This window comes from Bacillus marinisedimentorum, assembly GCF_001644195.2.
GTDB classification, from domain to species: domain Bacteria; phylum Bacillota; class Bacilli; order Bacillales; family Bacillaceae_O; genus Bacillus_BL; species Bacillus_BL marinisedimentorum.
Map to the genome: position 1 here is coordinate 70,818 of NZ_LWBL02000013.1, position 26,664 is coordinate 97,481.

Here is a 26,664-nt window from a genome sequence, read left to right on the forward strand (position 1 = left end):
CTGTATTCCTCCTTTTAATCCAATTCCAATGGATAACCGCCGTCAAAGAAATACAAATATTTCCGGCTGACTTTCTTTTTGATAATCTGCTCAACTGCCCGCTGATAAAGGTTAAGCTGGGTGCGGTACCTGTCGGCAAGGACCGGTTTCGCCTCACTGAAATTGCCATTGAACCGGTTTGATATATTATCCGTTTTATAATCGATGATTGCCAGCCCCTGTTCGTCTTCCAGGAGACAATCAATCACACCCTGGACAAGGACAAATTCTTGATCTTCCCCCTGCCATTCAGGATAGGCTTCTTTTGCCGGGAAGGCTAAGCTGAACGGGATTTCCCGTTCCACTTTCGCGGCGTTTAGAAAACGGCGGCCCGGCTCACTGCCGAAGAAATCGGCGATGCGTTCCGGTTCAATGGCCTCAGCCTGCTGGTCAGTAAGCAATTCGCGGGTAACCATTTTACTGATTTGTTCCCTTATTTCATCAGAACTAATCCCATCGGCAACCTTGAGCTGCTGCATGACCATATGCATCGCTGTTCCGCGTTCGGCCGCTGTCATTTTCTGCTCCTGTAAAAAACGCGGCCTTTTTTCGATCGGGGCCTGAAAACGTTGAATTAAACGGATGTCACTGTTCTCATCGACTGCACCATGCCGGTTTTTCATTTCAGTGACCGATTGCTTCGCACTATGCCCGGCGGCCTGCGTAAATGGGTAACGCCACTCAAGCCTGCGCTGGACCTGATCAGCAAAAGGAGAGTCATCCGGATAACGGGTCCATGAGCGGAGTGATTCCATCAACTCTTCTTCACGGGCCAGTTCATCAGGTGCTTCTTCAGTCAATGTCTCCCCTTTGACAAAATCGATCTTCCAGTTTGAAGGATGCCGTGCTATTTCAGAATCTCCATTCGGCTTTTCTTCTTCAAGCGTTTCAAGAATATGGCGGTGGCGGACAAGTGCCGGCCCGATCCAATCGAGATAGGAGGTGCTGCGCGACCGTTCATAGTCAGGAAGCAGCCAATCCTCATGGTCGATATGTTCCTTCCAGGAATCAACCATTTTACTTCGGTCTTTCACCGAGCCGATCAAGTACAGTTTATCCCGTGCCCGGGTCAGGGCTACATACAAAACACGCATTTCCTCTGCCGCCAGCTCCATTCTGGCCCTGCGCTTAATGGCGATTAGCGGGAGGGTCGGATAACTGATCCGCAGCTCGGGATTGATCAAACGCGAACCGAAACCGAGTTCTTTATGGAGAAGCACCTTCTGGTGAAGGTCCATCATATTGAATTGGCGGGCCAGGCCTGCTGTAAAGACTACAGGGAACTCAAGCCCTTTGCTTTTGTGGATCGTCATGATGCGCACAACATCCTCTTGTTCGCCCAGCGCGCGGGCTGCCCCTAGATCATCACCGCGTTCCTGCATGCGCTCGATGAATCTGAGAAACCGGAACAATCCGCGGAATGATGTTTCTTCGTATTGCCTTGCCCGGTCATAGAGTGCCCGCAAGTTTGCCTGGCGCTGCTTTCCGCCCGGCATCCCGCCGACAAAATCGTAATAACCTGTTTCGCCGAATAAATCCCAGATCAAAGTGGACAGGGCGCCCTGGCGCGCTTTTGTCCGCCATTCTTCAAGGCTTTTATAAAAACGGTCAAGTTTTTCCTTTAAAACACGGTCTCCGCCTGTTCCGGAAATATAGGAAAGAACCGCCTCAAAATAGGTATCCTTTTTATTCTCAAGGCGGATGGAAGCCAGTTCGTTTTCACTCAAGTCCACAATTGGCGACCGCAGCACTGAAGCAAGCGGTATATCCTGAAGCGGATTGTCGATCACTTTCAGCAGCGAAAGCATGACCGATACTTCTGCAGCTTCAAAGTAACCGGTGGACAGCTCCGCATAAACAGGGATGCCGTACTTTTTGAACTCTTCCATAATGGCTGGCGCCCATGGCATCGAGCGCAAAAGAATGACGACATCACGATATGTGACCGTCCGCATCCCGCCAATTTTCTTATCAAAAATTTGATAAGTACCGACCAACTCTTTAATCTTCTTTGCCATCAGGCGGGCTTCAAGCTGGACGGTTTCATACTCATCTGGATTGATGCGGCTTTCATCAGGCGCTTCCTGCTTCCGCTCATCATTTTTTTGCTGATCGACAAGGAGCAGCTCCGTTTCAGTATCGGAACCAGGCGGGTAAGCTGCGCCGGGTTTTAACTCCGCCGCATCATCGTATTCGATTTCACCGACTGTTTCACCCATGATCTGCTTGAAGATGAAGTTTGTGCCGTGCAGCACTTCTTCACGGCTGCGGAAGTTCTTCGATAAATCAATTTTGATTCCCCCATTACCGCCGCCGTTTCCAAACCTTTTATATTTGGAAAGGAACAATCCCGGTTCAGCCAGACGGAACCGGTAAATACTCTGTTTCACATCTCCAACCATAAATACATTGCCCTGCTCTGTATTAGGCTTCGCGATCAGGCGAATGATCGTTTCCTGTACAAGGTTCGTATCCTGGTACTCATCAACAAGCAATTCCGTAAACTGCTGGCGGTATTGCTTTGCCGCATCTGAAGGCACGACATCTGTTATTCCGCCGGCCTGATGATGGGATTCGGCCAGAATAGAAAGCGCGTAATGCTCCAGGTCATTGAAGTCAACAAGCGCCCGCTCCTTTTTGGCCTCCGCATATCTTATGGTCACTTTTTTCACAAGCTCGACAAGCGTCCGGACAACCGGAGCCATTTCGCGGACATCCTGCATATAAGCATCCGGGCTGCGGGCAAAAAGCTCTTCCTTCAGCTTGCCGATTTGCTTTTTCACTTTTTCGCGAAATGCCTTGACCCGATCCTGCAGGTCTTTATCCGCCTCGCCTTTCCTAACCGTTTTCAGCTTTGAAAAGGATGCTGTCTGCATTTCCTCATAGAGACGCTGCCAGGAGTCTTTTGCAGCGGCCTGCAGTTCCTGTACGATTCTGAGATCATCTTCAAGGTTATCTGCATAGGCGGAAGGTCCTCCCGGCTCCTTAGTCAGAGTCATTGCATGGGCGAGAATCGCCTCCATTCCGTCCAGCTGCAAATTCACATCACCGGCAAGGTCTTTCATCCACGGAAGATCTTCGATGCCGATGCCTTTCCCGGCATTTTCATATTCTTCCGCAACATTATCGAGCCACTCAAACGGCCATGGATGTGCGCGTGAAAAATTATATAACTTGCGGGCATAGTCCTGCAGGTCGGCATCGCTCCGATCACTTGCATACCGGTCAACAAGGTCATAAAATGCCTCGTTTCCTTCCCTTCCATATTCCTCCTCAAAAAGCTCATCAAGGACCTCATCCATCAGGAGATCGGCTTCAGTGCCATCTGCAATCCGAAAACCCGGATCGATATCAAGCTTGTAATAATATTTCCTTACGACATTCAGGCAGAAGGAGTGCAGCGTTGAAATCGAAGCCCTGTTAATGAGGGTAAGCTGTCTCCGTAAGTGTAGGGAGGACGGATGACTTTCGAGTTCCTTTTCAATGGCATCACCGATCCGCTTTTTCATCTCAGAAGCTGCTGCATTTGTGAATGTCACGACAAGGAGACGGTCGATGTCCACCGGATTTTCAAGTGATGTGATTTTTTTGATGATCCGTTCAACAAGGACGGCTGTTTTTCCCGAGCCGGCTGCGGCGGCTACGAGGATGTCTTTTCCGGAGGCGGTGATGGCATCCCATTGTTCATCCGTCCATGTGCTGTTTTCAGGCTTCGGCAAATTACTGATCATCGGCGCCGTCTCCTTTCTTTCTGATTTTCTCAAGGACAACTTGATCTTTTTCAGGCTTCAGCAGCCGGTATTCATTTTCTTCGAGCGAGTTGTCAAACTGGCAGAAAGATTTATATGAGCAAAATGTGCAAGGCGTCCTGTCCTTCATTTTATAAGGCGCAATATCAATGACTCCGTCCGTGATATCCGTACCGATCTTTTTGATCAATTCCCTCACATGTTTTCGGAGGTGATTGAAGTCTTCATCACTTGCTATTGAAGAATTGCTGTAAAAGCCGCCCGTTTTCTTCAGGCCTGCCGGAACAACGTCGGAATGCCCGCTATCGAGCGTGTTATCCATAAGCTTAATCGCTTCTTCTTCGGCAACAAGGAGGCCTTTCATTTTGAACTGCTTGAAAAGTTCCCTGTCGATGGCATCATCCGGAAGGCGGTAATCCGAAGTGACCATCGGGTTGTGGACATGGAAATAGAGGACTCCGGCAGGATGCGCATCCTCGCCGAGCCATTTATCGGAATGGGTCAGCACGATATCGAGATATGTGAGCATCTGCAAGGCCAGGCCAAAGTATACTTCAGCCAGGCTCAGCGCCTTCTCGCTTGATTTATAGTCGACGACCCGCAGCAGCATCCCTTTTGAGCTTTCCGCTTTGTCGACCCGGTCAATTCGGCCGACCAGTTCCATTTCAGTGCCGTTAGGAAGCTTGAAGGTAATGGCAGGCAAGTCTTGGCCAGACCCGAATGGAACCTCAAGGCCGATCGGTACAAATCCGCTTGATTTGGCATGTTCACTCATGACACCCGAAGCCTTTGCCACCACTTGCTGCAATTTCCGTTTTATATAATTGTGCCTGTTTGAGCTTAACAGAATCTCACCTTGAAGATGCGGCGCCAATTCATCGATCGCCTGGATGGAAAATTGCTCGCATTGCTTGCTGGTCAGCTCGTTCCATTCAAGGCCGTGCTCCTTCACAAGTTCGGACATCCGTTTCAATGCCCCGTGGAAAAGCTGCCCGATATCAGGAGCTTCGAGCTTGAAGATTTGCCGCTCCTTCAATTTCAGCCCGTGTGAAGCAAACTGGGAAAATGCGCAGGAGTTGAACCGCTCCATCCTTGAAACACTTGCCTGGATCTGCTCGCCGTACAGCTCTTTGCTGATATGCGCATCAAGCTGCTTTGCTTCATTTTTAAAAAACAGGCTGCCCAGGACGGTCCGCGCCTTTTCCGACCACTGTTCACTGGTGATAAATTCATTCAGGACATCGATCCACAGCGGTGCAACCGGATACCCCCGTTTCCACGCCTGCAGCTGGGCAGCGAGATAAGACAGCGTCTTCTTGCCTGTCGTGACGAAATCCAGCTGCTCCTGTTCACTAACTTCCGTCGGATCGTTTAAAATGAGCTTTTCCTCCAGCGTACTGTAAAGGCTTTTGATGCGTTTGACAAGAACAGACGGATTCAATGATTTCCCTTCCTCATCCGCAAGGGGCCAGCTTACCCACAACCGCTCCGACGGACTGGTCAGAGCAAGGTAAATCAGAAAATTCTCATCCAACAGCTGCTCGCGGCTTCCTGGTGCCAGCTGTACACCCGAATCAAGAAGAAGCTGCCTTTCTTCATCGGAAATGACATCGTCTTCCTGTGGAACAGCAGGCAGGACACCTTCATTCACCCCGAGAATAAATGAAATTTTCACATCCCCAAAACGGGTCCGATCAAGCGTTCCCGCCAGCACCTGGTCAAGTGAAGGCGGCACCAGTGCAAACCTCATCGATTCCAGTCCTGTTCCGATCATTTTCATGAACATATCAAATGTCAGTTTATCATCACCGGTGATTTCCACAATCTGGTCCAGCAAATCCATAAACTCATCCCACACCTGGTCGTGCTGGCGGGCGAGTGTAAGATTTCCGTTCTCAGCTGCCGTATCGCGCAGCTTTTCAATTTTCTCAGGAACCCTTATCCCGGAAAGAAAATGATAGAGTGCTTCCGCATAATCCCGGCCCGTTTTCGCCCTTTTCATTTCTTCCTCAAGGGAAGCGAGCGGTGCTGCGATCAATCTGCGCAGACGGTTGATCTTATCCTCAATTTCCTTCTCTTTGTCCGTTTGCCCGGTGTCCGTATCTTCAAGTGAATAAATGCGCCGGTAGGTCCACGGCTCATCCTGTTTCCACTTGACGCCCTGGATGCCGCGGGCCAGCACGTAGTTTTCAAGCTGGTCCATCTGTTCCCGGAGCCCTTCAACACGGCTCCCCAGCGGAAAAAACAGGTCCGTTTTCACACAGCGGAACACCGGATCGTAACGCCAGTTCGTATGGATGACATCGAGTGATGACCGAATCAGCTCAAACAGGGGATGATTCAGCATCGTTTGCTTCAGGTCGATGAAATAAGGAATCTCGTAATCATTGAATATCGTCTCCATCAGCTTCTGGTAATCTCCCATGTTGCGGACAAATATGCCGATATCCCTGAACCGGTACCCTTCTTCACGGACGAGCTTAAGGACTTCCCGGGCAACGCCTTCCACTTCTGCCCGCCTGTTAACGGCCGCAGCAAGCGTGATTTCCCCGGCTAAATCAACTTGTTCAGCCGGCCTGACATCATAACAGCGTTCCAGATGTTCAAGTGACGGAGCCTGCTCATAACGGGGGGGCTTTCCATCCAAAACAACCGTCTTCTCCAGTTCCGCCCCAAGACCTCCGGCTAGCTCCCTCAATTTCATAAACGTATCCCCCGTCATCCGGAATAGATTAAGTTCATGGGGAGCATGTTCATACTCGCGGTCGAGCGTCAACGAAACAGTCACCCGCTTCGCATGCTGAAAAAGCGCTCCAAGAACAAGCTCTTCCTGCGGTGTGAAGCTGTAAAACCCATCAATATAAAACTCGGCATCTTTTATAAAATCGGAATCCGGAATCTTCTCGGCAAGCAGCCTCAAATAATCTTCTGAATCGACATAACGGCCGGCCAGGCTTTTCTCCAGGTCTTCATAAATGAGCTGAAAATCGTGAAGCTTCTCTTTCAGGCTCTCCGTTCCCGCTTCTGCTTTTCCGCCAGCATCAAGTTCCATCCGTTTCTGCTCTAGATCGGCCGGTGTGACACAGTATCTCTTGAATTCAGCCATCATCTCCTCAAGCTGTTCAATAAATCCGTTTTTCTCAGCAGCCTTTTCAAACACCTTGAGCTCTTTCCTTCGGCTTTCCAAAATCTTTCGGATCATCATATTAAGGCCGAGCGTATTGATATGATAACGGGAAATCCCGCCAGTCTCCTGCAAAACCCTCCAGGCCAGCCTCGTGAAACTGAACACCTGCGTCCTGATCATGCCGCCAAGTCCCGGCGTTGTGATCAAATCATACTCCGTTTGGAATGTCATTTGATCCGGCACAAGATAAATCAGCGGGTTTCCATCCGGATTATCCTTGAGACGCTTCCGCAAATCGTCTTTGCAAAGCGCCGTCTTCCCGCTTCCTGCCCGTCCGATGACAAATCGCACTGTCATTGAATAACCTCCGCTCCTGCAAATATCTGTCGACAGCTTGAGGATCGCCCGAGCTGTCTCGTTATGTAATCAAAAATGTAAAACAGGCCGTTTTTGCTGAAACATGTGCGAAACGGCTGCCTGTAAGTATCTGCTTATCTTTTCAACGTCACATTTCCTGATTCTATGATACTATTTCCGCGAATGCCGATAAACCTTTTTCATCTGCCAATATCTGAAGGTGATTTCGAACATCCGTTCTATAAGTTTAGCAGATTTTTCCGTTCTCTTCCACCTTGCAGATGAATGGGTGCTGTTCTTTTGCCCGATCATGGTATGGTACAGCGAGCTTCAGAGGTTTAAATTGATATCTGGTGGTTCCCCGAAAATCCCGGATTCCGGGCTGTCCCCCGATTTTGAGGCGCTGCGGTACATTTAATAAGCCTTTATGAATCCTTTCTGCACGAGAAAATTGGTGAGCAATTTTAAGGATTCTCACGCCTGCTGTTGTAATAAAGACCTTTAAAAATCAACAATTGATTATTTGGGATTTTTGGAAGTAATGCTTCAATTCAATCCATAGGAACGGTTATTTTGCAGTTAGCAGACGGTTTTGAACTATATTTTATAGGTTATGCAGCTGGTTCATGCGGAATCGCGTATTTCACGCCGTCCCCTGTGCACCATCATGGACCGCGACCGGTTAAGGGGCAGGTTTCGCGCCGTAACAACGACTTTTCATGCCAAACAGTCCTCCTTTCATGCGCAAATCCTGCTTTTTCACGCCGTATCTGCGACTTTTCACGCCAGACCACCCGTTTCGCGCCATAACTACCACTTTTCACGCCGTTCCATACCGGTTTCGCGCCGTCCCCTGTGCACCATCATGGACCGCGACCGGTTAAGGGGCAGGTTTCGCGCCGTAACAACGACTTTTCATGCCAAACAGTCCTCCTTTCATGCGCAAATCCTGCCCTTTCACGCCGTATCTGCGACTTTTCACGCCAAACCACCCGTTTCGCGCCATAACTACGACTTTTCGCGCCGTTCCATACCGGTTTCGCGCCGTCCCCTGTGCACCATCATGGACCGCGACCGGTTAAGGGGCAGGTTTCGCGCCGTACTGACTGGATGTATCTGGATTCGTAACATACTGTCTGCAGCATAGGATCAAGCTCCTCCCCTCAACAACAAACAAGGCAAAACATTTGCTCAAAAAGCCGCATTCTGGCTAAACTATAATCATCTGCAGACGGAAGGAGCAATCGTTTTGGAATTAGCTGCATATCTGCTCATCGGGGCCATCATCGGGATTCTTTCCGGATTTTTCGGAGTGGGCGGCGGCTTTGTTTTGACACCGGTGCTGCTGCTGTTTGGTTTCGCGCCAGTAACTGCCATTGCAACGAGCCTCCTTTATACAATCGGAACATCGGTATCCGGAGTAGTTGCCCATTTGCGCCTCCGCAACATCGAGTGGAAGCTGGCATTCATCACAGGATTAAGCGGACTTGCCGCGACAAGGGTAGCTCACCCGTTTGTCCTGTTTCTCGAAAGCAGAGGGCTTTCTGAAACGGTCATACCTGGTTTTTATCTGCTGCTGCTCGGTTATTTCGCTTTTTCGATGCTCCATAAGAAAAAAGGGAAGCCTAAGGAACCCGCTGAAAACGGAAAACACTCCCTCCCGATTATTTTGTTTATCGGCTTTTTTGGCGGCTTCGCCTCCACGGCCCTCGGAGTCGGGGGCGGATTCATTATCGTACCGCTGTTTATATCGCTGCTTGCTCTGCAGCCAAGACTGGCTGTCGGAACGAGCCTTGTCAGTGTTTTCTTCATCGTTATATCTGGTTTTATTTCATATGCTTTTACAACACCGATCAATTATGTGATTGGAATCATGCTGGTCATCGGTGCTTTGATTGGCGGTCAAGTCGGCGCCCATTTGACAGCTTATTTCAGCGATCCGGAAATCAAAAAACGACTCGGCTTGCTATATATTGTCACATGGCTCAGCGTCCTGCTGAAGCTGTTTGGGCTGAATATGACCGGGCTTGCGGGCCTCACCGCTTTCATTATTTATTTAATTTACTCGTTTAGCAGGACTATGATCGGCAGCAGAAAAGAGCAGCAGAACGAATGACTCAGGAACAAATGCGCAAGGCGCCCGCTTAGCGGCGTACGCATAAGCGGGGGTTCCCGCAGGGAGGTGCTCTTTCCTCCCGGAGGGGATCACCGCTTATGACGATAGCCGCTGGCGCCTGGAGCTGGAGGAACAAATGCGCAAAGCGCCCGCTTAGCGGCGTACGCATAAGCGGGGGTACCCGCAGGGAGGTGCTCTTTCCTCCCGGAGGGGATCACCGCTTATGACGATAGCCGCTGGCGCCTGGAGCTGGACGATTCTCTTCTGGCTTTTTATCCACAACGCTTACATATTATAATTTTAGCAAAAAAAGAGCACAGCAGGCTTTAACGCCTTAGCTGTGCTCTTTTTCCATCCATTCTCTTTTCAGCATTCCGTAAAGTTCAAGGTCATGCCGTCTGCCGCGGCGTTCCAGAAATTCTCTGTGCGATCCTTCCCTTATGAAACCGAGTTTCTCATACATCCGCTTTGCACGCTCATTATAAGAAAACACGGTCAACTGCAGCCGGTGAAGGTTTAATTCTTCAAATGCGTATTGGATGGCAAGGTTCATTGCTTCAGTCCCATACCCCTGGCTCCAGTACTGGCGCTGCAGTGCAGCGGAAATCCAGGCGCTTCTGTGATTCCACAGGATGCCATCGATTTCAATAAAGCCTGCCAGCTCTTCTGTGCCTTTTAATCTTACGGCAAAGCGAAAGCTGTCAGACTCCTGGCTGCTGATCCAATCCTCCATGTCTTTCTTTGACTTCGGAACGGCCGGCCTGGCATCAAACAACTGTAGAAATTCATCATCTTCATGCCATGCGGCCAGCACAGCGGCATCCTCCTCCTGAAAAGCCGTCAACTTGACACGGTCACCATGGAACAGCGGCTTATTTAGCATTATCATCAATCCCCCCGCTCTATGTTTCTATAAAGTAGTGTTCGCGATGCTCCGTGAAAATCCTTTCAGTCGGCTATATTACTATTTTTCATTTTTGTTATTTTATGGATGGCGGCATCTGCCAAAAACAGGAGTGATTGTTACTGAGTCGGGGAATAAAGGAAGGACATTACATCAATTTCAGGAAGGATGGAACTTTTGTGAATTTGCCGCTGGTCGTTGGACTCATCTTACTCGCCCTGGCACTGTCAGGTTTTATTGGAATAAAATTATTAAGGGTACCGGACATAGTCCTATATGTGCTGCTTGGAATCGGCTTATCTTTTTTCATCCATGAATCGGAAGCGATCAAGGTAGCAGGAGAAATCGGAATGATTCTGCTGTTTTTCCTACTCGGCATGCGCTATAACATCGGAAATTTCGCCCTGAATATTAAAAAGGTGTGGAAAGCTGGAACACTGGACGCCTTTTTAGGGATTGTCATCACCACTTTTGTCGCCTACCTTTTTGGGCTCGACTTTTTCCCGGCCCTCATCATCGGAGGAATTGTGTATGCAACCAGTTCGTCCATAACCGCAAAACTGCTTGAGCACTCGGACAGGCTGCAAAACAGGGAGTCAGAATTCATGCTGTCCCTGCTCATATTTGAAGACCTTGTCGCACCAGTGCTCGTTACCGTTTTGATCGGCATGTCCGGCGAATCCTTTACAGGATTTGACTTTGTGTTCATCTTTGTGAAAATTGCCGGACTGGCAGCAGGCGCATTCGTACTCAGCAAAATCGTGTTCAAATGGGCTGAGCCGTATGTCAAACGCATCGTTACCGATGATGCTTTCATCCTGCTAGTTGTCGGGAGTGCACTGGCTTACGGCGGTGTTGCTGTCCTGCTCGGACTTTCCGAAATCATCGGTGCCTTCCTGGCAGGCATGATATTGGCTGATGTAAAAGTGAAAAGGTTGATCAAGCGTGACTTGATGCCAGTCAGAAACTTATTCCTCCCGTTCTTTTTCCTGCATTTCGGGATTTCCATGGAATTTAATGACACCGTTCCTTCTGTTGGCCTCCTGGCCGTTTTGCTTCTCTGGGGGATTCTATATAAAGTACTTGTCGGTTACTACGGAGGGAAATGGTACGGACTGGAAAAAAAGGAGGCCGCGCTCGCCGGTTTTTCCTTTACTCCACGCGGGGAGTTTTCTGTAATCATCGCAGGACTCGCAACGGGAACACTGCAAGTTTTTACAGGGATTTATATTCTGGCTGCTGCGTTTATAGGAATGCTTATCTTCATGCTTGCACCGAAACTGACTGAAAAGTTCTTCAAAAATGCAGACACAAGTACACATCCTGAGTGATCCGTTCCGGGAAAGGCCGCTGCTCCACGTGGTAAAATAAGCTGCATCGGAAACCGCACGCAGTTCCGATAACGCCGAGAAAAGTGAAAAAGCAATTAAATGCGCACATTAAATGAACCAATAATTGTATATAAAATAGCATTATAACTAACGAAAAACGCTTGGCAGTCGGCCCTTTCCAATCAAAGTACCTTTTAATTGAATAAGTCTGGTTTATAGCCTGTTCTTATACATTGTATGTTAAAACAAGGAGTTGATTTCCGCTGCAACGGATGTCGCACTTGTGCCCGTGATGAAAACGAATGCCTGTAGCGGAAAGAAACGGGCGAGGGCCAGGATGGAAAATATAATACTTCCTTACTCCACAATCCTGCCCTTATAATAATTAATTAAAAAGTTTATGTCGATATATCAATATAAAAAATCATACCAATTACGAAGTTAATTGATATGTTAATTCATTTGCTATTCAATTGGAACTACTTGCGGAAACCGATACGGCTTTCTCGTTTTTTTTTGAATATCAGCACACAAATTTGGATTGCTTTATTTAAATGTAATGGCCCATTGCTCCATTGGCCAGTAGCGGAGATTGACTTTGCCGACTACCTCGTCCTCCTGGATGAAACCGAAATGCCTGCTGTCATGGCTCCCTCTCCGATTGTCGCCAATGACAAACACATGGCCTTCCGGCACTTTTTCAAAGCCCGTCAATTCTTCAAGAGTAAAGCTTCCGGTCAACTGTCCGGAAAATAACTCTTTTTTATTTTCCTTCAGATAAGGTTCTTTGTATGCCTCCCCATTTACATAAAGAACATCATCCCGATAGGCTATTTCATCGCCTGGAAGCCCGATGACCCTTTTTACATAATCATCTGTTTCATTGGCATGGAACACGATGACATCAAACCGGTCAATTTCATCAATGTGATATTCTATTTTATTCACAATGAGCAAATTGCCGTCTTCAAGGGTCGGGAACATGGATTCGCCTTCAACGATGTAGCTTGTAAACAAGTACATTCGAAAGATGAAGGCCACAATGATAGCCAGTGCAATTGTTCTTATCCAGTAAAATTTGTTCTTCTCTTTCAAATGAACCAGCATCCTTTTCCCTATTTTACTCCCTAGACCAAGTATAACAGTATACAGATTTATCTGACAATTTACCCGGGTTATTTCCCGAGAAATGACAAAAGCGCTGTAATTTTGACAAGATCAGGAAGAGTGATCGGCTCTGGACTTCACATTTCTTTGCAGTCTTTTCTCAATCCTTTTGCCCACCAGCCATAACAAGGTGATGGAAATGAGGATGATAATGGATTTGGCCGGGTTCCGGATCCACGACATGATATCATAACCAATATATGAAATAGTGAAGATCATCACCACTTTTCCGAGCATAACTGCCAATAAAAATTGATAGATGCTTATCCTCGATAACCCTGCAACGACATTGATGATGGCAGAAGGTGAAAAAGGGAAGCACAGCAGCAGGAACAGCGGGCCAAATCCATGCCTTTCAACCCAGTTCATCAGTTTTTGGACCTGCGGATGTTTGCGGATGAACCGGAAGAACCGCTGCTGTCCGAGTTTGCGGATGATGAGAAAAACGAGCGTTGCACCAAGTACCGCCCCGGTCCATGAAAGGATGAAGCCTTTCCATAATCCGAAAGCCGCAGCGTTGGCCATAACAAACAATACGAGGGGAAAAATCGGCAGGAAAGCTTCGATCATAGGCAGCAATATTCCCGGAAGCGGACCGAGCGCCCGATATTCACCTAACATCTCAATCATATTTTCAATTGTGAAATACTCTTTTATCCATTCAATGTCAAAGTCCATCGTTCATTTCCCCTCGCAAATCAAATGCTTCGTCAAATACCCCGTCTACCTAAAGTGTACTATATTACTTTGTACATTCCCATCTTGTGAACATCTTCAACCATACAAAAAAATTCCTATTTTCATCACAACTTTACTTAAAAACATAATGTTCCATTTCAAAACTTTTTTTATACTAGAGAAAAGGCACTAGAGATTCACGTAAACGGCAAAAAAGTTTTCGGGGATCCATACAGGGGGTGGTTTCATGCAGCAGATCCAGCTATGTCCTAAATTTGAAACGGCATTTGAAATACTGGGGAGGCGCTGGACCGGGCTGATCATCAATGTTTTGCTCGATTCGCCAAAACGCTTCAAAGATATATCTGAATATATACCGAATATGAGTGACAAAATGCTAGTCGATCGTCTGAAACAACTGGAGGCATCAGGCATTATCGTTCGAAAAGTATTTCCCGACACGCCTGTCCGGATAGAGTACCAGCTGACTGAAAAGGGAAAAGCCCTGGAGCCGGTGATGACGGCAATCCAGAGCTGGGCAGAGGACTGGGTCCAGTAAACCCAAATATTTTTTATGGATACACGGCATAATAACAGCGCATTCCCGCTTTAGGAATGCGCTTTTTATATTGCTGCGAAAAAGGAGCCGTCTTACCTGTAAAAATTTCTCTATTGAAATCAGGTTGCATACAGGACCTTTTCCTGCGTATAATAATACCAAACAAACGTTCGTGTCAGAAGGAGAGTGGTGCACATGCTTCATATTCCAGATGAGGACCGGAAGCTATTTGAGCAGTACATTTTTTTGCCGATGGTCGTAAAAGTGCTGAATTTGGATATGCGGCAAGTTGAGGTGAGTCCGTTCAAGCTGAAAAAGCCTTATCTGGAACTGATTGAAACCGCCATACTCCGTGCCAGCCAGGATTTACGCGATATAAAATTCAAGATGCAGAAACGCAATTGGAAAGTGTTTGAAGGGGAACGTGATGAAGCCTTCACAAGTTATACATTTGTATACAATGGACGCGAGGAATTGCACAACTACTTCAATCCGCGGATCCGCAATAATGTGGAGGAGCTCCTTCGCACCTATTTATCGGCAGCCGGCACCGCAAAACAAAAAGACCTCTCTTCACACTGATTCCCCCGGCTGTCAAACAGACAGCCGGGGGTGTGAAAGCGGCCAATCCAATCATTTTTATGAAAGTGCCGCCAGTTCCTCCTGCATAAATGCCATAAGGTCCTTCACCATGCCGGCTGTAAAATCAAAGCGGATTCCAGCAGCTTCGTATACTTCCTGCAGAGAAACAGAATTACCCAGCGATAAAGCTTTACGGTAGCCGGCAAGTGCTGCCGCCTTGTCCTCTTTGAACAGCCTGTAAAGCTGGACAGCGCCGAGCTGGGCGATTACATATTCAATATAATAAAACGGAACCTCAAAAATATGAAGCTGCCTCAGCCATCTATTCCGCAGCTCTTCTTCATAACCGGCCCAATTGACTGCACTTGCCGAAAGGCTGCCGGCAAGCTCAAAAAACTTGCTGTTCCGTTCATCTGTTGAATGATCCGGATTTTCATACATCCAATGCTGGAACTGGTCAATCGTGACACCCCACGGCAAAAAGCGGATAATGCCTTCAAGCTGCTCACGCTTGGCGCGCTTCAGTTCCTCTTCCGTACTGTAAAACATATCCCAGTAATCCATTGTGAACAATTCCATTGCCATGCTGGCAAGCTCCGAAGACTCCATTGGTGTCTCCCTGTATTTGTTTAATTCAATATCTTTCTTCATGTCATTATGGATGCAATGTCCCATTTCATGCAGAAATGTGACGACATCATCATGGGTATTGGCTGCATTCATAAAAATGAACGACAGTCCGGTAAGGGGAAGCTCTGAACAAAAGCCGCCGGGGGACTTGTTTTTCCGGCTGTCCAAATCAAGCAGGCCTTCCGCACTCATCGTTTCAACCAGATGCGCAAAAGCGGGATCAAGCTGCTTAAAAATCATAATGCTGCCGCTTACGAGCTGATCCGTACTGTCAACCGGCTTTAAAGGCTGCTCGCCCGGCAGGACGGCTTCTGTATCCCAGGGGCGATATGTATCAACACCAAGTTTTTCGCGGTGTGCATGATCCAATTTTTCCTTCAGTGGTACGACATGTTCCCTCACAGCGCTTGCAAGTTCATAGCAATCTTCCGGTGTATAGGAATATCGCTCATATTTTTTGAACATATAATCACGGTAGTTATCAAGTCCGGCATTCCTTGCTTTTTCCTGCCGGATTTCTATAAGACGGTCCATGATTTCCTGTAAGTCATCTTTATAAGACAGCATTTCTTGCTGGATAGCTTTCCATGCTGTTTCCCGAATTGTGCGGTCAGGGTTTTGCAAAAACATTTGCATCTGGCTGAGCGTCTTCTCTTTCCCGTCCCATGTGACCGTCATCCCGCCCGTAATTTCAAAGTACCGGGTGTTCAGCCGGTCTTCCTCAACCTCGAGCGGAATATTCTCCCGGCGGAACAGCTCAATGGCATTCCGTTTGCTCTTGCTGAACAGGCCGAAGGATGCATCCAGTTTTTCGCGGTAAGGACTGTTATAGAAAGCCTCATCCAATTTCGCTTCGTAATCCTTCAAGATCGGCAGAAGCGTTTCCTGATCATGCTCAAACTGCTCTTTAGCCTTCTGATCAGAGTTGTTCCGCTGAAACTGGATATAATGCCCTGTCAGCAATTCCTCGACTTTATCAAAAAACGACGATTGCTTCAGCAGAACAGCCTTCAGCTCCTCAGCCGAATGAACCGGCATGTCCAGCAGTTCGTCAAGCTTTTTCTTTAGTTCTTCAGGGTTTTGGAGTCCCGGCGCTTCAATGTAAAATGAGCCCACAATCCCAGCTCCTTTCTCTGGTTCATGAATAGTCCTTTCTATTATAAACCTTTCAGGCAAAAGAAGCTTCCTTGTGAAATGGAGGCTGCCTTGAAAAAATTGTATCAGAGCTCAAAAACATCTATTCGTCAGCATAAATGCCTGTGTCAGACCTTATTGTTGATATTAGGCCTTGTTCTTATAAAATGAAATATTCGTTGACAAGAGAATCGGCTCCTTTTCCGCAGTTGCACAGGATCTGGAGGACTCTCTAGTTGCCGCAGGACGCGGCAGCCCTTAGCGAAGGCTTTCTCATTATCAAGCCTTCCCGTTCAAACTTGCTGCGGTTTTGTCTCGTTCGTTCTTCTGTCAGGACTTTTAATAAGCTTTCTTGACTCCTCATCGCATGAAAGAAATTTGAAAGCATTTTCGAGAAGTATCACAGATTCCTTTGTCTAGATATTTCTAGATCGATAATCCAGTGGAGCAGAGCCAAACATTAAGAAACATTGCGGGGAAGTAAAGACAGGAGCTGAACCGCTGCGCCGGACAGCAGGCTTACGGAGAAGATGTGGACGGCAGGGGAAAACAAGCGGCCGGGAGAGGGGCTTGCCGGTTTATCCCGGTTCTTTCACACCGGCAAAAGTGAGAGATTTGATTTTTTCAGACAGCAAGAAACGGAATTGGGCGGTGCGGTGAAGCTGGTTTTCAAATGATCCTTTAGAAACGTTCAGGATAACTTCCTTATCATTCAAAAAAACGATTTTTGTCCGGTATGCATCCATTGCTTCGAGCTGTTTGATATATGAATGGGACAGCCATGAGCACTCCTCTTTATAGGGGGAGAGTGTCGGAAACATATAGATGCCGCTTGCAGGATCGATCGCAACCGGTGCTTTATGAGTGAAGCCGGTTATCTCCCTTGTTCCATCCTGCCGTCCTTTCAGGCTGGAGCCAAAGTAACGGCAGCTTTTTTCAATGATGGCAAGAGGTCGCATACCGACCGAAAACTCATCTTTGACTTGTATCACTTTTGTGTACATTTCACCGCAGTCATCTTTTTCTGCAATGACTGCCATTGTCTCCACATTCACTTCAAACGTATTTTTGGGCAGGGGATATGTTGTTGCTTCCACAGGGACCACTCCTTTCACCGGATCAGGATAATAGGCGTAGGTTTATTTTAACAAATTCTGAATTTTCTGGGTTTATTTCCTTGTTGTTTTTTACATTTATGTACAAATCAACAAATCCCGCCTGTCAAAAGGCGGGATTCATGTCTATCCTTCTATATTAATGCCCACTTTTCCAAATTGCTCTGCCTGATCGATATACGAAAAAGCTTTATCCGCTTCCTCAAGTGAAAATACTTTGTCAAGGACCGGCTTAATTTTATGTTTTTCGATAAATGCCAGCATCTCCTTGAACTCTTCTCTGCTTCCCATGGTAGAACCAAGAAGGTTATATTGGCCGTAAAAAAAGGAACGGATGTTGATTTTGATCTCATCGCCGGCCGATGCACCGAATGTGACAATCGTACCTCCCTTTTTAAGTATTGCGAGCGACCGATCGAACGTAGCGGCGCCTACACTTTCAATAACAATGTCGATCATTTCTCCTTCAAGCTCTTTTTGCCAGTCGCTGTTACTGTTAATCGCAAGGTCCGCTCCTATCGCCCGTGCTTTTTCCAATTTGGATTCTTTTCGGGAAGTGACGATGACACGGGCGCCAGCCGCCTTAGCGAACAACAGCAGGTATGTCGCAACACCGCTGCCGATACCGGGGATGAATACGGTATCACCGGCTTTCACCTGTCCCCTGGTGAAAAGGACGCGATAAGCGGTCAGGGCTGCGAGCGGCAGCACGCCGGCTTCATCCCAGCTGAGATACTCCGGTTTTCTTTCAATATTATCAGCCGGCACGACGGTGTACTCCGCAAATGTTCCGTCCGTCGGTACACCGAGGATATCGAATCCTTCGGGCGGTGCCGGGCTTTTTTCCTTCCACCCGATGCCCGGATTGATTACTACTTCGTCACCGGCCTTCCAGTTTTCAACCCCTTCACCGACTGAAGCGATTACACCCGTTCCATCCGAGCCCAGTACAACTGGCGGATCCCCGTCTTCACGCCGGTATGGAACAAATAGATCCCGGTGGTTGAGACCCGCCCTTTTCAAGCGCACCTTCACTTCACCCTGTTCCGGTTCTGGTTCCGGCATTTCCTTCAGTTTGATTCCGTTGATTCCTTTATGTTCTTCATGAACAAATGCTTTCATTGATCTTCCTCCTTTTGCATACTGTGCAGGGGCTCTATACATTGTTTTCTTGATTGCACGGTTTAATTCCTTTTTTGGCAGCCGGCTAATTAAAGGCATACATCCACTTGCAAAAATATTCAGAAAAGCGGAAAATATAAGTGAAGGAGCGTGATTGACATGCTTGGCTGGAGACGAAAAGATAAAACGCAAGGAGATGTTCCCCCGTCCAAAAAGAAGCTGCCGGTCATTAATGCAAGCTTACAAGATGTCCGGGAAGCTGTCAGGGCATTTGCAGACAATGCTCCTAAAGGAGTCTATTCAAGCATTCTTGTAAAAGAGGACAACACGATTGATTACGAGCTTCTTGCCCCTTACCTTCATGGAATTCCGGAGAGAAAGTTGTACATGTCACGTGCCACTTATGAGATTTTCGAGGAAGATGAATGCGAAATCTGTGTAGAGACTGATAAAGTCCAGGCAGCCGTTGATGCTTACGTTAAGGAGACCGGTGAACTTCCTTATATTGAGGGAGACCCCTACCGGAAAGTCAGCTACTATAAGCTGGAGAGCCGCAGCCTGTTAAGCGAAAGGCCCTCTATTGATTTTTATCTTACTGACGAAGAGTTTTTAATCACACACCGGAAACCCCGCTGAGCAAAAGTTTGTCTACAATCGCATCCTCTTGAATAGGATAGTAGCAGAGGGGGTGCCTAAGTTGTCCGGCCAAAAACATTTGATTGCAGGAAGCCTCTTTATCCTTGCAGGGATATTATTCTTCATCCTCAACATTTCCTTGTTTGATGCCTTCTGGCCATTGCCGCTTACCGGCATGAGTCTGCTCATGCTGTATTTTTTTTCGGAAAGATCGCTGTACGTCCAAAATGAGGGCGTCCTTCTGACAGCTCTTTCTTCCCTTTCCCTGTTTATGTATGACACCATCAGCCTGATCGGCATAAAGAATGACAAACCATGGCTTTTTTTATTTCTGTTTTTATCCTTTCTTGCACTGTTTTTCATTTCAGCAGCAAATCAGCCGGCACGTGCTGAACCTCCAATTCCATTCTGGCCGCTCATCCCGGCATTTTTCTTTCTCATGATCGGGATTGAGGGGTTTTTATCGATTGCCCTCTGGCCGTTTATACTTCTGGCAGCCGGCATTTTGTTATTATTTACAGGAAAAGCCCCTTTTTAATTAATTTCAGAATAATAAGAAAATATCCTTGAATTTTTGACCGAACCTACATATAATAACAAAAAGGACTTTGGGGTGAGGTTCATGCAAAACGAAAGATCTTATCAGGAGAAAATGAAAGAGCAGGCAATGAAGCGCCAGCAAAAAGGAAACAAGGCGCTTGAGGTGTATGTCCAGATGATTCTTGATGAATCACTGCACAACTTCCGTAAAGAAAAATTGGAAGAAAAAATTAATCACGCACTCGATACCCGTAACTATGAATCCTTCGTCAAGCTTTCCAGCCAATATAACAAACTGTTGCTTAACACTTAATTCTCATCTTTCACATCTTTAGAACTTGCAGAAAGCCAGGTTACGGACCTGGCTTTACATAAGTCTGAAATGCTGAACAACTCCCCAAACTGAAAAAATTCGACGTATACAGTGCCGCAAGAGCATGCCTGGCATTTTTCTTGTTTCATCAATAAAGCGTTCGCTTATGCAAACGGCCCTCTCTGCCGAACGCACAAAACAAATGCGCAAGGCGCCCGCTTAGCGGCGTACGCATAAACGGGGGTACCCGCAGGGAGGTGCTCTTTCCTCCCGGAGGGGATCACCGCCTATGATGATAGGCGCTGGCGCCTTGAGCAGGACGATTCCTTACTGGCTATTTATTCACAACGCTTAAAATTTCTTTAACAGCAAAAAAACAGTACCAGGTAGATCTGGCACTGTTTTTTTATGCTGATCAATCATATGGGTACGGGTGTTTACTTAGCTGTTGTAAACTGCTCTGCTTCAGTAGAACCTTTCAAAGCGGTTGTGGAAGAAGTTCCGCCTGAAACAACCTGAGAAACTTCATCAAAGTAGCCTGTACCGACTTCACGCTGATGGCGCGTAGCTGTGTAACCATGTTTTTCACTTGCAAACTCAGCTTGCTGGAGCTCTGAGTATGCAGCCATGCCGCGATCTTTGTAGCCGCGGGCCAATTCAAACATGCTGTGGTTAAGGGCATGGAATCCGGCAAGGGTAACGAATTGGAACTTGTAGCCCATTTTGCCAAGCTCCTGCTGGAATTTCGCGATTGTCTCTTTATCGAGATTCGCCTCCCAGTTAAAGGACGGCGAACAGTTATAAGCAAGCATTTTGTCAGGGAACTTCTCATGGATGGCATCTGCGAATTGACGGGCCTCCTCAAGATCCGGCTTCGATGTTTCACACCAAATGAGATCTGCATAAGGAGCATAAGCAAGGCCGCGGGCAATCGCCTGGTCGATACCTGCGTTTGTACGGTGGAACCCTTCTGCTGTACGCTCACCTGTAATGAACTGGTGATCAGTCGGGTCAACATCACTTGTGATCATATCGGCAGCATTCGCATCCGTACGGGCGATGACAAGTGTTTCAGTACCCATCACATCGGCTGCAAGGCGTGCTGAAACGAGATTGCGTACAGCTGTCTGAGTCGGAAGCAAAACTTTTCCGCCGAGGTGGCCGCACTTCTTTTCAGATGAGAGCTGGTCCTCAAAGTGGACACCTGCTGCACCTGCCTCAATCATGCCTTTCATCAGTTCGAATACATTCAGCTGGCCGCCGAATCCTGCTTCTGCGTCCGCGACAATTGGAGCGAACCAGTAAGTTCCTTCGTTGCCTTCCATATGGTCGATCTGGTCGGCGCGCTGGAGAGCCTGATTGATGCGCTTGACTACGGACGGTACACTGTTAGCCGGATACAAGCTCTGGTCCGGATACATCTGACCGGAAAGGTTGGCATCTGCAGCTACCTGCCAGCCGCTCAAATAGATGGCTTTCAGACCGGCTTTCACTTGCTGGACAGCCTGGTTTCCGGTTAGCGCGCCCAGCGCATTCACATAGTCTTCTTCCTTCATGAGATCCCACAGGCGTTCTGCACCTTTTTTCGCAAGTGTATGTTCAATGTCGATTGACCCTTTCAGTTTCCACACATCTTCTGCACTGTATGGGCGTTCAACGCCTTTCCATCTCTCTTCCATTGCCCAGCGTTCTTCTGTCTTTTTGATGAAGTCCTGTTTGTTCATTGAATAAATCTCCCTTTCCGAGTGAAATTTCAAAACCATGCGACAAATCAACAACTAATCTACTGTTATAATACAGTTTTTTAATACATTTGTTATTATATAACACACTTCAGCATAACGCTACCCTTTTTTCAGAATTTTTTAATTTGTGTCTTTTTTACTGTTTACCTGATCCTTCCTCCTTTGGTTTAAATGTGATAACACCACGTCATCGGGACAGAACAAAAGCGATAGCCGCTGGCGCCTGGAGCTGGATGACTCCCTTCTCGCTTTTTATCCATAACGCAAAAAATTTATAATTTCCTTAACAGTAAAAAAAGCCCGCTAGCTTCGGGATAACCGAAGCTAACGGGCTTTTGGACCTGTACAGCTCACTGTTTATTTGTTGAGTTCTGCTTCTATTTTTTCCTTTTGCGGGAAGCTTGCCATTGCACCTTCACCGCTTACGGTCAGAGAAGCAGCTTCAGATGCAAACCGGCACATTTTTTCAGCTTCTTCCACCGATAGAGCTTTAGCATCTTTTTCTGAGCCGGCAAGTTGATAAAGAAGGCCTGCCGTATAGGCATCTCCCGCACCGGTAAGGTCAACTTCCTTAACAGGATAAGCCGGAATTTCCACTTTTTTGCCGTCAATGACGAGAATGCTCCCCTCTTCGCTTTTTGTAATGACCAGAAGCTCTATATCATACTGTTCCAAAACATCGATTCCCTGTTCCGCTGTTTCCTGTCCGGTCAGGAAAATAAGATCTTTTTCTGTCATTTTCAAAATGTCCGCTTCCATCATAAACGTCATCAGCGTTTCCCGGGCTGCATCTTCTTGTTCCCATAGGCCGATCCGGACATTCGCTTCAAAGGAAATAAGAAGCCCTTTTTCTTTTGCATGGGTGACCGCATGTTTGACCGCTTCCCTTGATGGTTTATTCATCAAAAGCAAAGAGTCAAAGTGCAGGATCTCGTGTTTATCAATAAGGTCTGCCGAAACATCTTCATCTTTAAGCTGCTGCTCAGCACTTTCGTTCGTATAATAATTGAACTGGAGCTTATTGTCAGCATTGAATGTTCCAAACGTAATACCCGTTTTGGCGGCTGAGGTCATGGTTACCCCAGTTGTATCGACACCGTATCCTTCCAGCGCTTCCTTCATTTCTTTGCCAAATAAATCGTTCCCTATCTTTCCGACAAAAGAAACGGGGGCACCCAGTTTGCCGAGGGCTGCCGCGACATTTGCAGGTCCGCCGCCATGGCTTTTGCGGTATGTGATTTCATTATAATCCTGTGGAACAAACTCAATGAGAGCTTCTCCCATCGTCACAATTCCTCTCATCATGATCCCTCTTTTCATCCTGGTAGTGAACGCTTTATGTTCATTACCCGTTCATCTAATCCATTAATCTAATAAAGGATGCACCCAAATGTTCAAATAATGTTCAACGTTTTCTTCCGAGGCTCCTACATCGACGGATTTCACTATTGTATAGTTATAAATAGTGAATAGTAATCTTTTAAATTCTTACCGGGGTGAATCCGACATGACGATGAAAAAAATTTACATTCTGTTCATAAGCCTGCTTGTGATCGGTGTTAGTGCAGGTGTTTTCTATTTAACGGTGGTGCGGCAAAGCGGAGTTGAAGTTCCTGATGTGATGATGGAAACGGCATATGGCGAGGAATATTCTTTTTACAATGACAGCAAGGATAAGGTAAAGCTCATTGAATTCATTTACACGAACTGTCCGGATGTTTGCCCGACCACAACCTTCAGAATGACGCAACTGCGCGATCAGTTTGAGAAAAGCGGTGTTTTTGGTAAAGATATTGAGTTCATTACGATAACGATCGATCCAAAACGTGATTCGCAGGCGGTTTTGAAGCAATACGCGGACACGTTCAAGATCAAGTCCGGTTCAGGATGGAGATTGCTTCGCGGCAGTGAAGAAGATACGAAGGCCGTAGCGGATTCATTCGGTTTCATGTATCGGGATCCCGGGAACGGCTTTCTCATCCATTCTTCATACACCTATTTGCTTGATGATAAAAATAGGCTGATCGAACAATTCGGCATGGGTGAAGGGTTTGACAAAGAACGCGTTTATAAAAGAATCATGCGGACAATCGACTAGTGGTATAATAATGGATGACATAATTTTATTTAACGGAGTTGAGCTTCCAGCATGTTTAAAAAAGGATTCTTTGCAATAATCATTTCCATCTTTTTCTTAGTTGCCCTCACTGCCTGCGGCCAGGAAGAGAAAAATGAAGCTGCCGGAGAAGATGACTTGGCGTTCCCTGAAGCATCCTTCTCCATTGCACCTCAAGAAGCCAAAACTGGTGAAGAGATCACATTTGAAGTAAAAGTCACAGAAGCAGGTGAACCGATAGAGGATGCCGATGTCCGATTTGAAATTTGGCCAGATGAAAAAGAAGACGAAGAACATGAAATGATTCCGATCGAGCACAGTGAAGACGGGATCTATACCCTCTCAAAATCGTTCGGAACCCAGGGCGCATACTCCATGTATTATCATATTGACGCCCGCGGCATGCATTTGATGGAAAAGCATTCTTTTACTGTCACTGAATGAGGACTCCCCTTTATATGTGATGTATAGGTACGGTTTATGAGTATAAATTTCAACAGCACCACAAGTAACAGTCCATTTCACAATTGAATTGGACTGTTACTTTTTTTTGTGATGTCCGGGATGTTGCCTGGCAATTGCCTCGCAATTGCCAGGCAACCATGGGCCATAAGTCCCTAAAGCCGTCACATCATTCCGCCTCCTTCATTCACAATTCTGCACTTTTATGAATCGGACAGAGATGAGCCGCAGGAGGGGATTTTTCCTTCTGGAGGGGGTCACCGCTTATGACGATAACCGCTGGCGCCTGGATCTGGATGACTCCCTTCCGGATTCTTATTCACAACGCGAAAATTTTATAATTTCCTTAACATCAAGAAAAGAAGAACAGCAAACCGAAAATCCACCGTTCGGCATGCTGTTCTTCTTATTATTTATAGTATTTACAAGGATTCCAGTTTTGTTGAGGGAATAAGTATCCCCCCTCACCCACACTGCACCCCAAACCTTCGGTTTATAAGGGGTGCTCCGTATTTGACCTCACTCTCATCCCCCACCTAAAGGAGTGGGCTTTCACGTTCGGAGATTCTGTAAGGGGGATATTTTATACTTTAAAAAGGATACGATTCGGCTTAATCCTTACCCATCTCTGCAACACTCTTTTTAACATTCTCGATATTCCGCATTTTGTTTTCCCAGCATTCTCTGCTCAAGTCCACCGGATATTCGTGCGGATTCAAAAGCCGCTTGTATTCATCCCACAGCAGCGCCAGGTTTTCTTCCAGGTATGCTCTTGAATCTTTCAGTTCCGGAAATTCATAGACTCGCTTACCCGATTTAAACACATCCACATGGAGCTCTTTCGCTTCAAAATGGGTGATGAATTTTGAAATATACGTATGGACCGGATGGAACATATTAAGCCGTTTCTCCTCCCACGGCCTTTCGTGTTCAAGCGCGATGTAATCACCTTCCGATTTGCCGTTTGCTCTATTGATGATCCGGTATACCCGCTTTTTGCCCGGCGTTGTCACTTTTTCTGGATTTCCGGATATTTTTATGGTATCGGTCATCTTCCCGTCTTCTTCAATGGAAACAAGTTTATAAACCGCCCCGAGCGCCGGCTGGTCAAATGCGGTGATAAGCTTTGTACCGACACCCCATGCATCTATTTCAGCACCCTGCATTTTCAAATTCAAAATCGTCTCTTCATCCAGATCATTACTCGCAACAATAGTTGTATCCGTGTATCCCGCTTCATCCAGCATCACTCTCGCCTTCTTTGACAGATAAGCAAGGTCTCCGCTGTCGAGCCGGATGCTCTTGAAGTTTATTGCTTCTCCCATTTCGTCCGCCACCCGAATGGCGTTCGGGACTCCGCTTTTCAGCGTATCATACGTGTCGACCAAAAAGGTGCAGTCCTTATGGGTTTCCGCGTATTTTTTGAATGCGGTATATTCATCCCTGTAAGCCTGGACCATTGAGTGTGCATGTGTGCCGGCGACAGGCAGCCCGAACATCTTTCCGGCCCGGACGTTGCTGGTTGCGTCAAATCCGCCAATATATGCCGCTCTTGTTCCCCAAATCGCAGCATCGAATTCATGGGCCCGCCTAGAACCGAATTCCATGAACAGCTGCTTTTTGGCAGTCTGTTTGATACGGGAGGCTTTGGTCGCAATCAAGGTTTGATAGTTCACGATATTCAAAAGCGCTGTCTCAAGAATCTGGGCTTCCCCGATCGGCGCTTCAATTCGCATGATCGGTTCATTGCCAAAGACCAGCTCCCCCTCTTTCATGGACCGGATGTTCCCGGTGAAGCGCATGCCGCTTAAATAGTCAAGGAACTCTTCGTCATAACCGAGTTCTCGCAAATACCCGATATCCGTTTCACTGAAATGAAAATCATTCACAAATGAAACTACCCGTTCAAGCCCCGCAAAGACGGCATAACCATTTCCGAACGGCAGGCTTCGGAAAAAGACATCAAATACCGCTTTTTTCTCATGGAACCCGTCCTCAAAATACACCTGCGCCATATTTATTTGATACAAGTCCGTATGTAGAGCATGACTGTCATCCACAAACTTATTCATCCCCATCACTCCTCCTGTCGTTCAGGTACATCGCTTTATCCAATTGGCAGTCATATTTTAAAAGAAATAGTGAAAATTCAGTTCAGCTGCATTTGGCAGTATGTGACAGGGTAGCCGGCCGTTATACAGCTATCCGTCCAAAATTTTCCGAATCACGTATCTTCCTGACA

Annotated in this window: 20 protein-coding genes; 9 read left to right on the forward strand and 11 right to left on the reverse strand. The window is 47.0% G+C overall.

What is annotated here, in order from left to right:
- Positions 1–14 precede the first annotated feature (14 nt).
- Together addA and addB are read right to left on the reverse strand one after the other, a co-directional pair.
- The gene (gene addA / locus A4U59_RS03905) at positions 15–3,770 is read right to left on the reverse strand and encodes a helicase-exonuclease AddAB subunit AddA (protein WP_070119879.1); all 3,756 of its coding nucleotides are present in this window, start codon (positions 3,768–3,770) and stop codon (positions 15–17) included.
- Complete coding sequence (addB, locus tag A4U59_RS03910; protein ID WP_070119881.1) at positions 3,760–7,272, reverse strand: helicase-exonuclease AddAB subunit AddB; 3,513 nt, start codon at positions 7,270–7,272, stop codon at positions 3,760–3,762. The genes addA and addB overlap by 11 nt, the downstream gene beginning before the upstream one ends.
- Before the next feature lie 1,249 nt (positions 7,273–8,521).
- Between addB and A4U59_RS03920 the strand changes: the two genes are divergently transcribed.
- Positions 8,522–9,388: a sulfite exporter TauE/SafE family protein gene (locus tag A4U59_RS03920; RefSeq protein WP_070119885.1), complete on the forward strand. Its 867-nt coding sequence runs from the start codon at positions 8,522–8,524 to the stop codon at positions 9,386–9,388.
- Positions 9,389–9,722: 334 nt separating this feature from the next.
- Here A4U59_RS03920 and A4U59_RS03925 read toward each other — a convergent pair whose 3' ends face one another.
- Positions 9,723–10,277 (reverse strand): GNAT family N-acetyltransferase, encoded by a 555-nt coding sequence (locus tag A4U59_RS03925; protein WP_083270644.1) that lies wholly within the window; start codon positions 10,275–10,277, stop codon positions 9,723–9,725.
- Positions 10,278–10,471: 194 nt separating this feature from the next.
- On the opposite strand from A4U59_RS03925, the gene A4U59_RS03930 reads away from it, so the two are divergent.
- Positions 10,472–11,623, forward strand: coding sequence for a cation:proton antiporter (locus A4U59_RS03930; RefSeq protein ID WP_070119889.1), 1,152 nt, complete (start codon positions 10,472–10,474; stop codon positions 11,621–11,623).
- A 546-nt stretch (positions 11,624–12,169) separates the two neighbouring features.
- Here A4U59_RS03930 and lepB read toward each other — a convergent pair.
- Together lepB and A4U59_RS03940 are read right to left on the reverse strand one after the other, a co-directional pair.
- On the reverse strand, positions 12,170–12,730 hold the full coding sequence (gene lepB, locus A4U59_RS03935; protein ID WP_070119891.1) for a signal peptidase I: 561 nt from the start codon (positions 12,728–12,730) through the stop codon (positions 12,170–12,172).
- A 111-nt stretch (positions 12,731–12,841) separates the two neighbouring features.
- Positions 12,842–13,468 (reverse strand): TVP38/TMEM64 family protein, encoded by a 627-nt coding sequence (locus A4U59_RS03940; RefSeq protein WP_070119893.1) that lies wholly within the window; start codon positions 13,466–13,468, stop codon positions 12,842–12,844.
- A 247-nt stretch (positions 13,469–13,715) separates the two neighbouring features.
- On the opposite strand from A4U59_RS03940, the gene A4U59_RS03945 reads away from it, so the two are divergent.
- Both A4U59_RS03945 and A4U59_RS03950 read left to right on the forward strand, forming a co-directional pair.
- Positions 13,716–14,027, forward strand: coding sequence for a winged helix-turn-helix transcriptional regulator (locus A4U59_RS03945; RefSeq protein ID WP_070119895.1), 312 nt, complete (start codon positions 13,716–13,718; stop codon positions 14,025–14,027).
- A 195-nt stretch (positions 14,028–14,222) separates the two neighbouring features.
- Positions 14,223–14,609, forward strand: a complete 387-nt coding sequence (locus tag A4U59_RS03950) for a YhjD family protein (RefSeq protein ID WP_070119897.1) — start codon at positions 14,223–14,225, stop codon at positions 14,607–14,609.
- 57 nt (positions 14,610–14,666) lie between these two features.
- On the opposite strand, the gene A4U59_RS03955 is transcribed toward A4U59_RS03950, so the two are convergent.
- From A4U59_RS03955 to A4U59_RS03965, 3 genes are all read right to left on the reverse strand, one after another.
- On the reverse strand, positions 14,667–16,355 hold the full coding sequence (locus A4U59_RS03955; RefSeq protein ID WP_070119966.1) for a M3 family oligoendopeptidase: 1,689 nt from the start codon (positions 16,353–16,355) through the stop codon (positions 14,667–14,669).
- Positions 16,356–16,951: 596 nt separating this feature from the next.
- On the reverse strand, positions 16,952–17,470 hold the full coding sequence (locus A4U59_RS03960) for a competence protein ComK (RefSeq protein WP_083270645.1): 519 nt from the start codon (positions 17,468–17,470) through the stop codon (positions 16,952–16,954).
- A 144-nt stretch (positions 17,471–17,614) separates the two neighbouring features.
- Positions 17,615–18,610, reverse strand: a complete 996-nt coding sequence (locus A4U59_RS03965) for a zinc-binding dehydrogenase (protein WP_070119899.1) — start codon at positions 18,608–18,610, stop codon at positions 17,615–17,617.
- A gap of 159 nt (positions 18,611–18,769) precedes the next feature.
- Here A4U59_RS03965 and A4U59_RS03970 point away from each other — a divergent pair, with 159 nt between their 5' ends.
- The 3 genes from A4U59_RS03970 to A4U59_RS03980 all read left to right on the forward strand — a co-directional run bounded on the left by A4U59_RS03970 (position 18,770) and on the right by A4U59_RS03980 (position 20,099).
- Positions 18,770–19,246, forward strand: coding sequence for a DUF3939 domain-containing protein (locus A4U59_RS03970; protein WP_070119901.1), 477 nt, complete (start codon positions 18,770–18,772; stop codon positions 19,244–19,246).
- Between the two features lie 61 nt (positions 19,247–19,307).
- Entirely contained in the window at positions 19,308–19,784 is a 477-nt protein-coding gene (locus A4U59_RS03975; protein ID WP_070119902.1) for a hypothetical protein, read from the forward strand.
- Between the two features lie 84 nt (positions 19,785–19,868).
- On the forward strand, positions 19,869–20,099 hold the full coding sequence (locus tag A4U59_RS03980; protein ID WP_070119904.1) for an IDEAL domain-containing protein: 231 nt from the start codon (positions 19,869–19,871) through the stop codon (positions 20,097–20,099).
- A gap of 437 nt (positions 20,100–20,536) precedes the next feature.
- Here A4U59_RS03980 and aceA read toward each other — a convergent pair whose 3' ends face one another.
- On the reverse strand, positions 20,537–21,823 hold the full coding sequence (aceA, locus tag A4U59_RS03985) for an isocitrate lyase (RefSeq protein WP_070119905.1): 1,287 nt from the start codon (positions 21,821–21,823) through the stop codon (positions 20,537–20,539).
- Positions 21,824–22,201: 378 nt separating this feature from the next.
- On the reverse strand, positions 22,202–23,146 hold the full coding sequence (locus tag A4U59_RS03990) for a carbohydrate kinase family protein (protein ID WP_157888131.1): 945 nt from the start codon (positions 23,144–23,146) through the stop codon (positions 22,202–22,204).
- A gap of 211 nt (positions 23,147–23,357) precedes the next feature.
- Here A4U59_RS03990 and A4U59_RS03995 point away from each other — a divergent pair, with 211 nt between their 5' ends.
- Both A4U59_RS03995 and A4U59_RS04000 read left to right on the forward strand, forming a co-directional pair.
- Positions 23,358–23,942, forward strand: a complete 585-nt coding sequence (locus tag A4U59_RS03995) for an SCO family protein (RefSeq protein ID WP_070119970.1) — start codon at positions 23,358–23,360, stop codon at positions 23,940–23,942.
- Between the two features lie 51 nt (positions 23,943–23,993).
- Complete coding sequence (locus A4U59_RS04000; protein ID WP_070119909.1) at positions 23,994–24,404, forward strand: FixH family protein; 411 nt, start codon at positions 23,994–23,996, stop codon at positions 24,402–24,404.
- Positions 24,405–25,033: 629 nt separating this feature from the next.
- Here A4U59_RS04000 and A4U59_RS04010 read toward each other — a convergent pair.
- Positions 25,034–26,494, reverse strand: coding sequence for a nicotinate phosphoribosyltransferase (locus A4U59_RS04010; protein WP_070119913.1), 1,461 nt, complete (start codon positions 26,492–26,494; stop codon positions 25,034–25,036).
- Between the last annotated feature and the right edge of the window lie 170 nt (positions 26,495–26,664).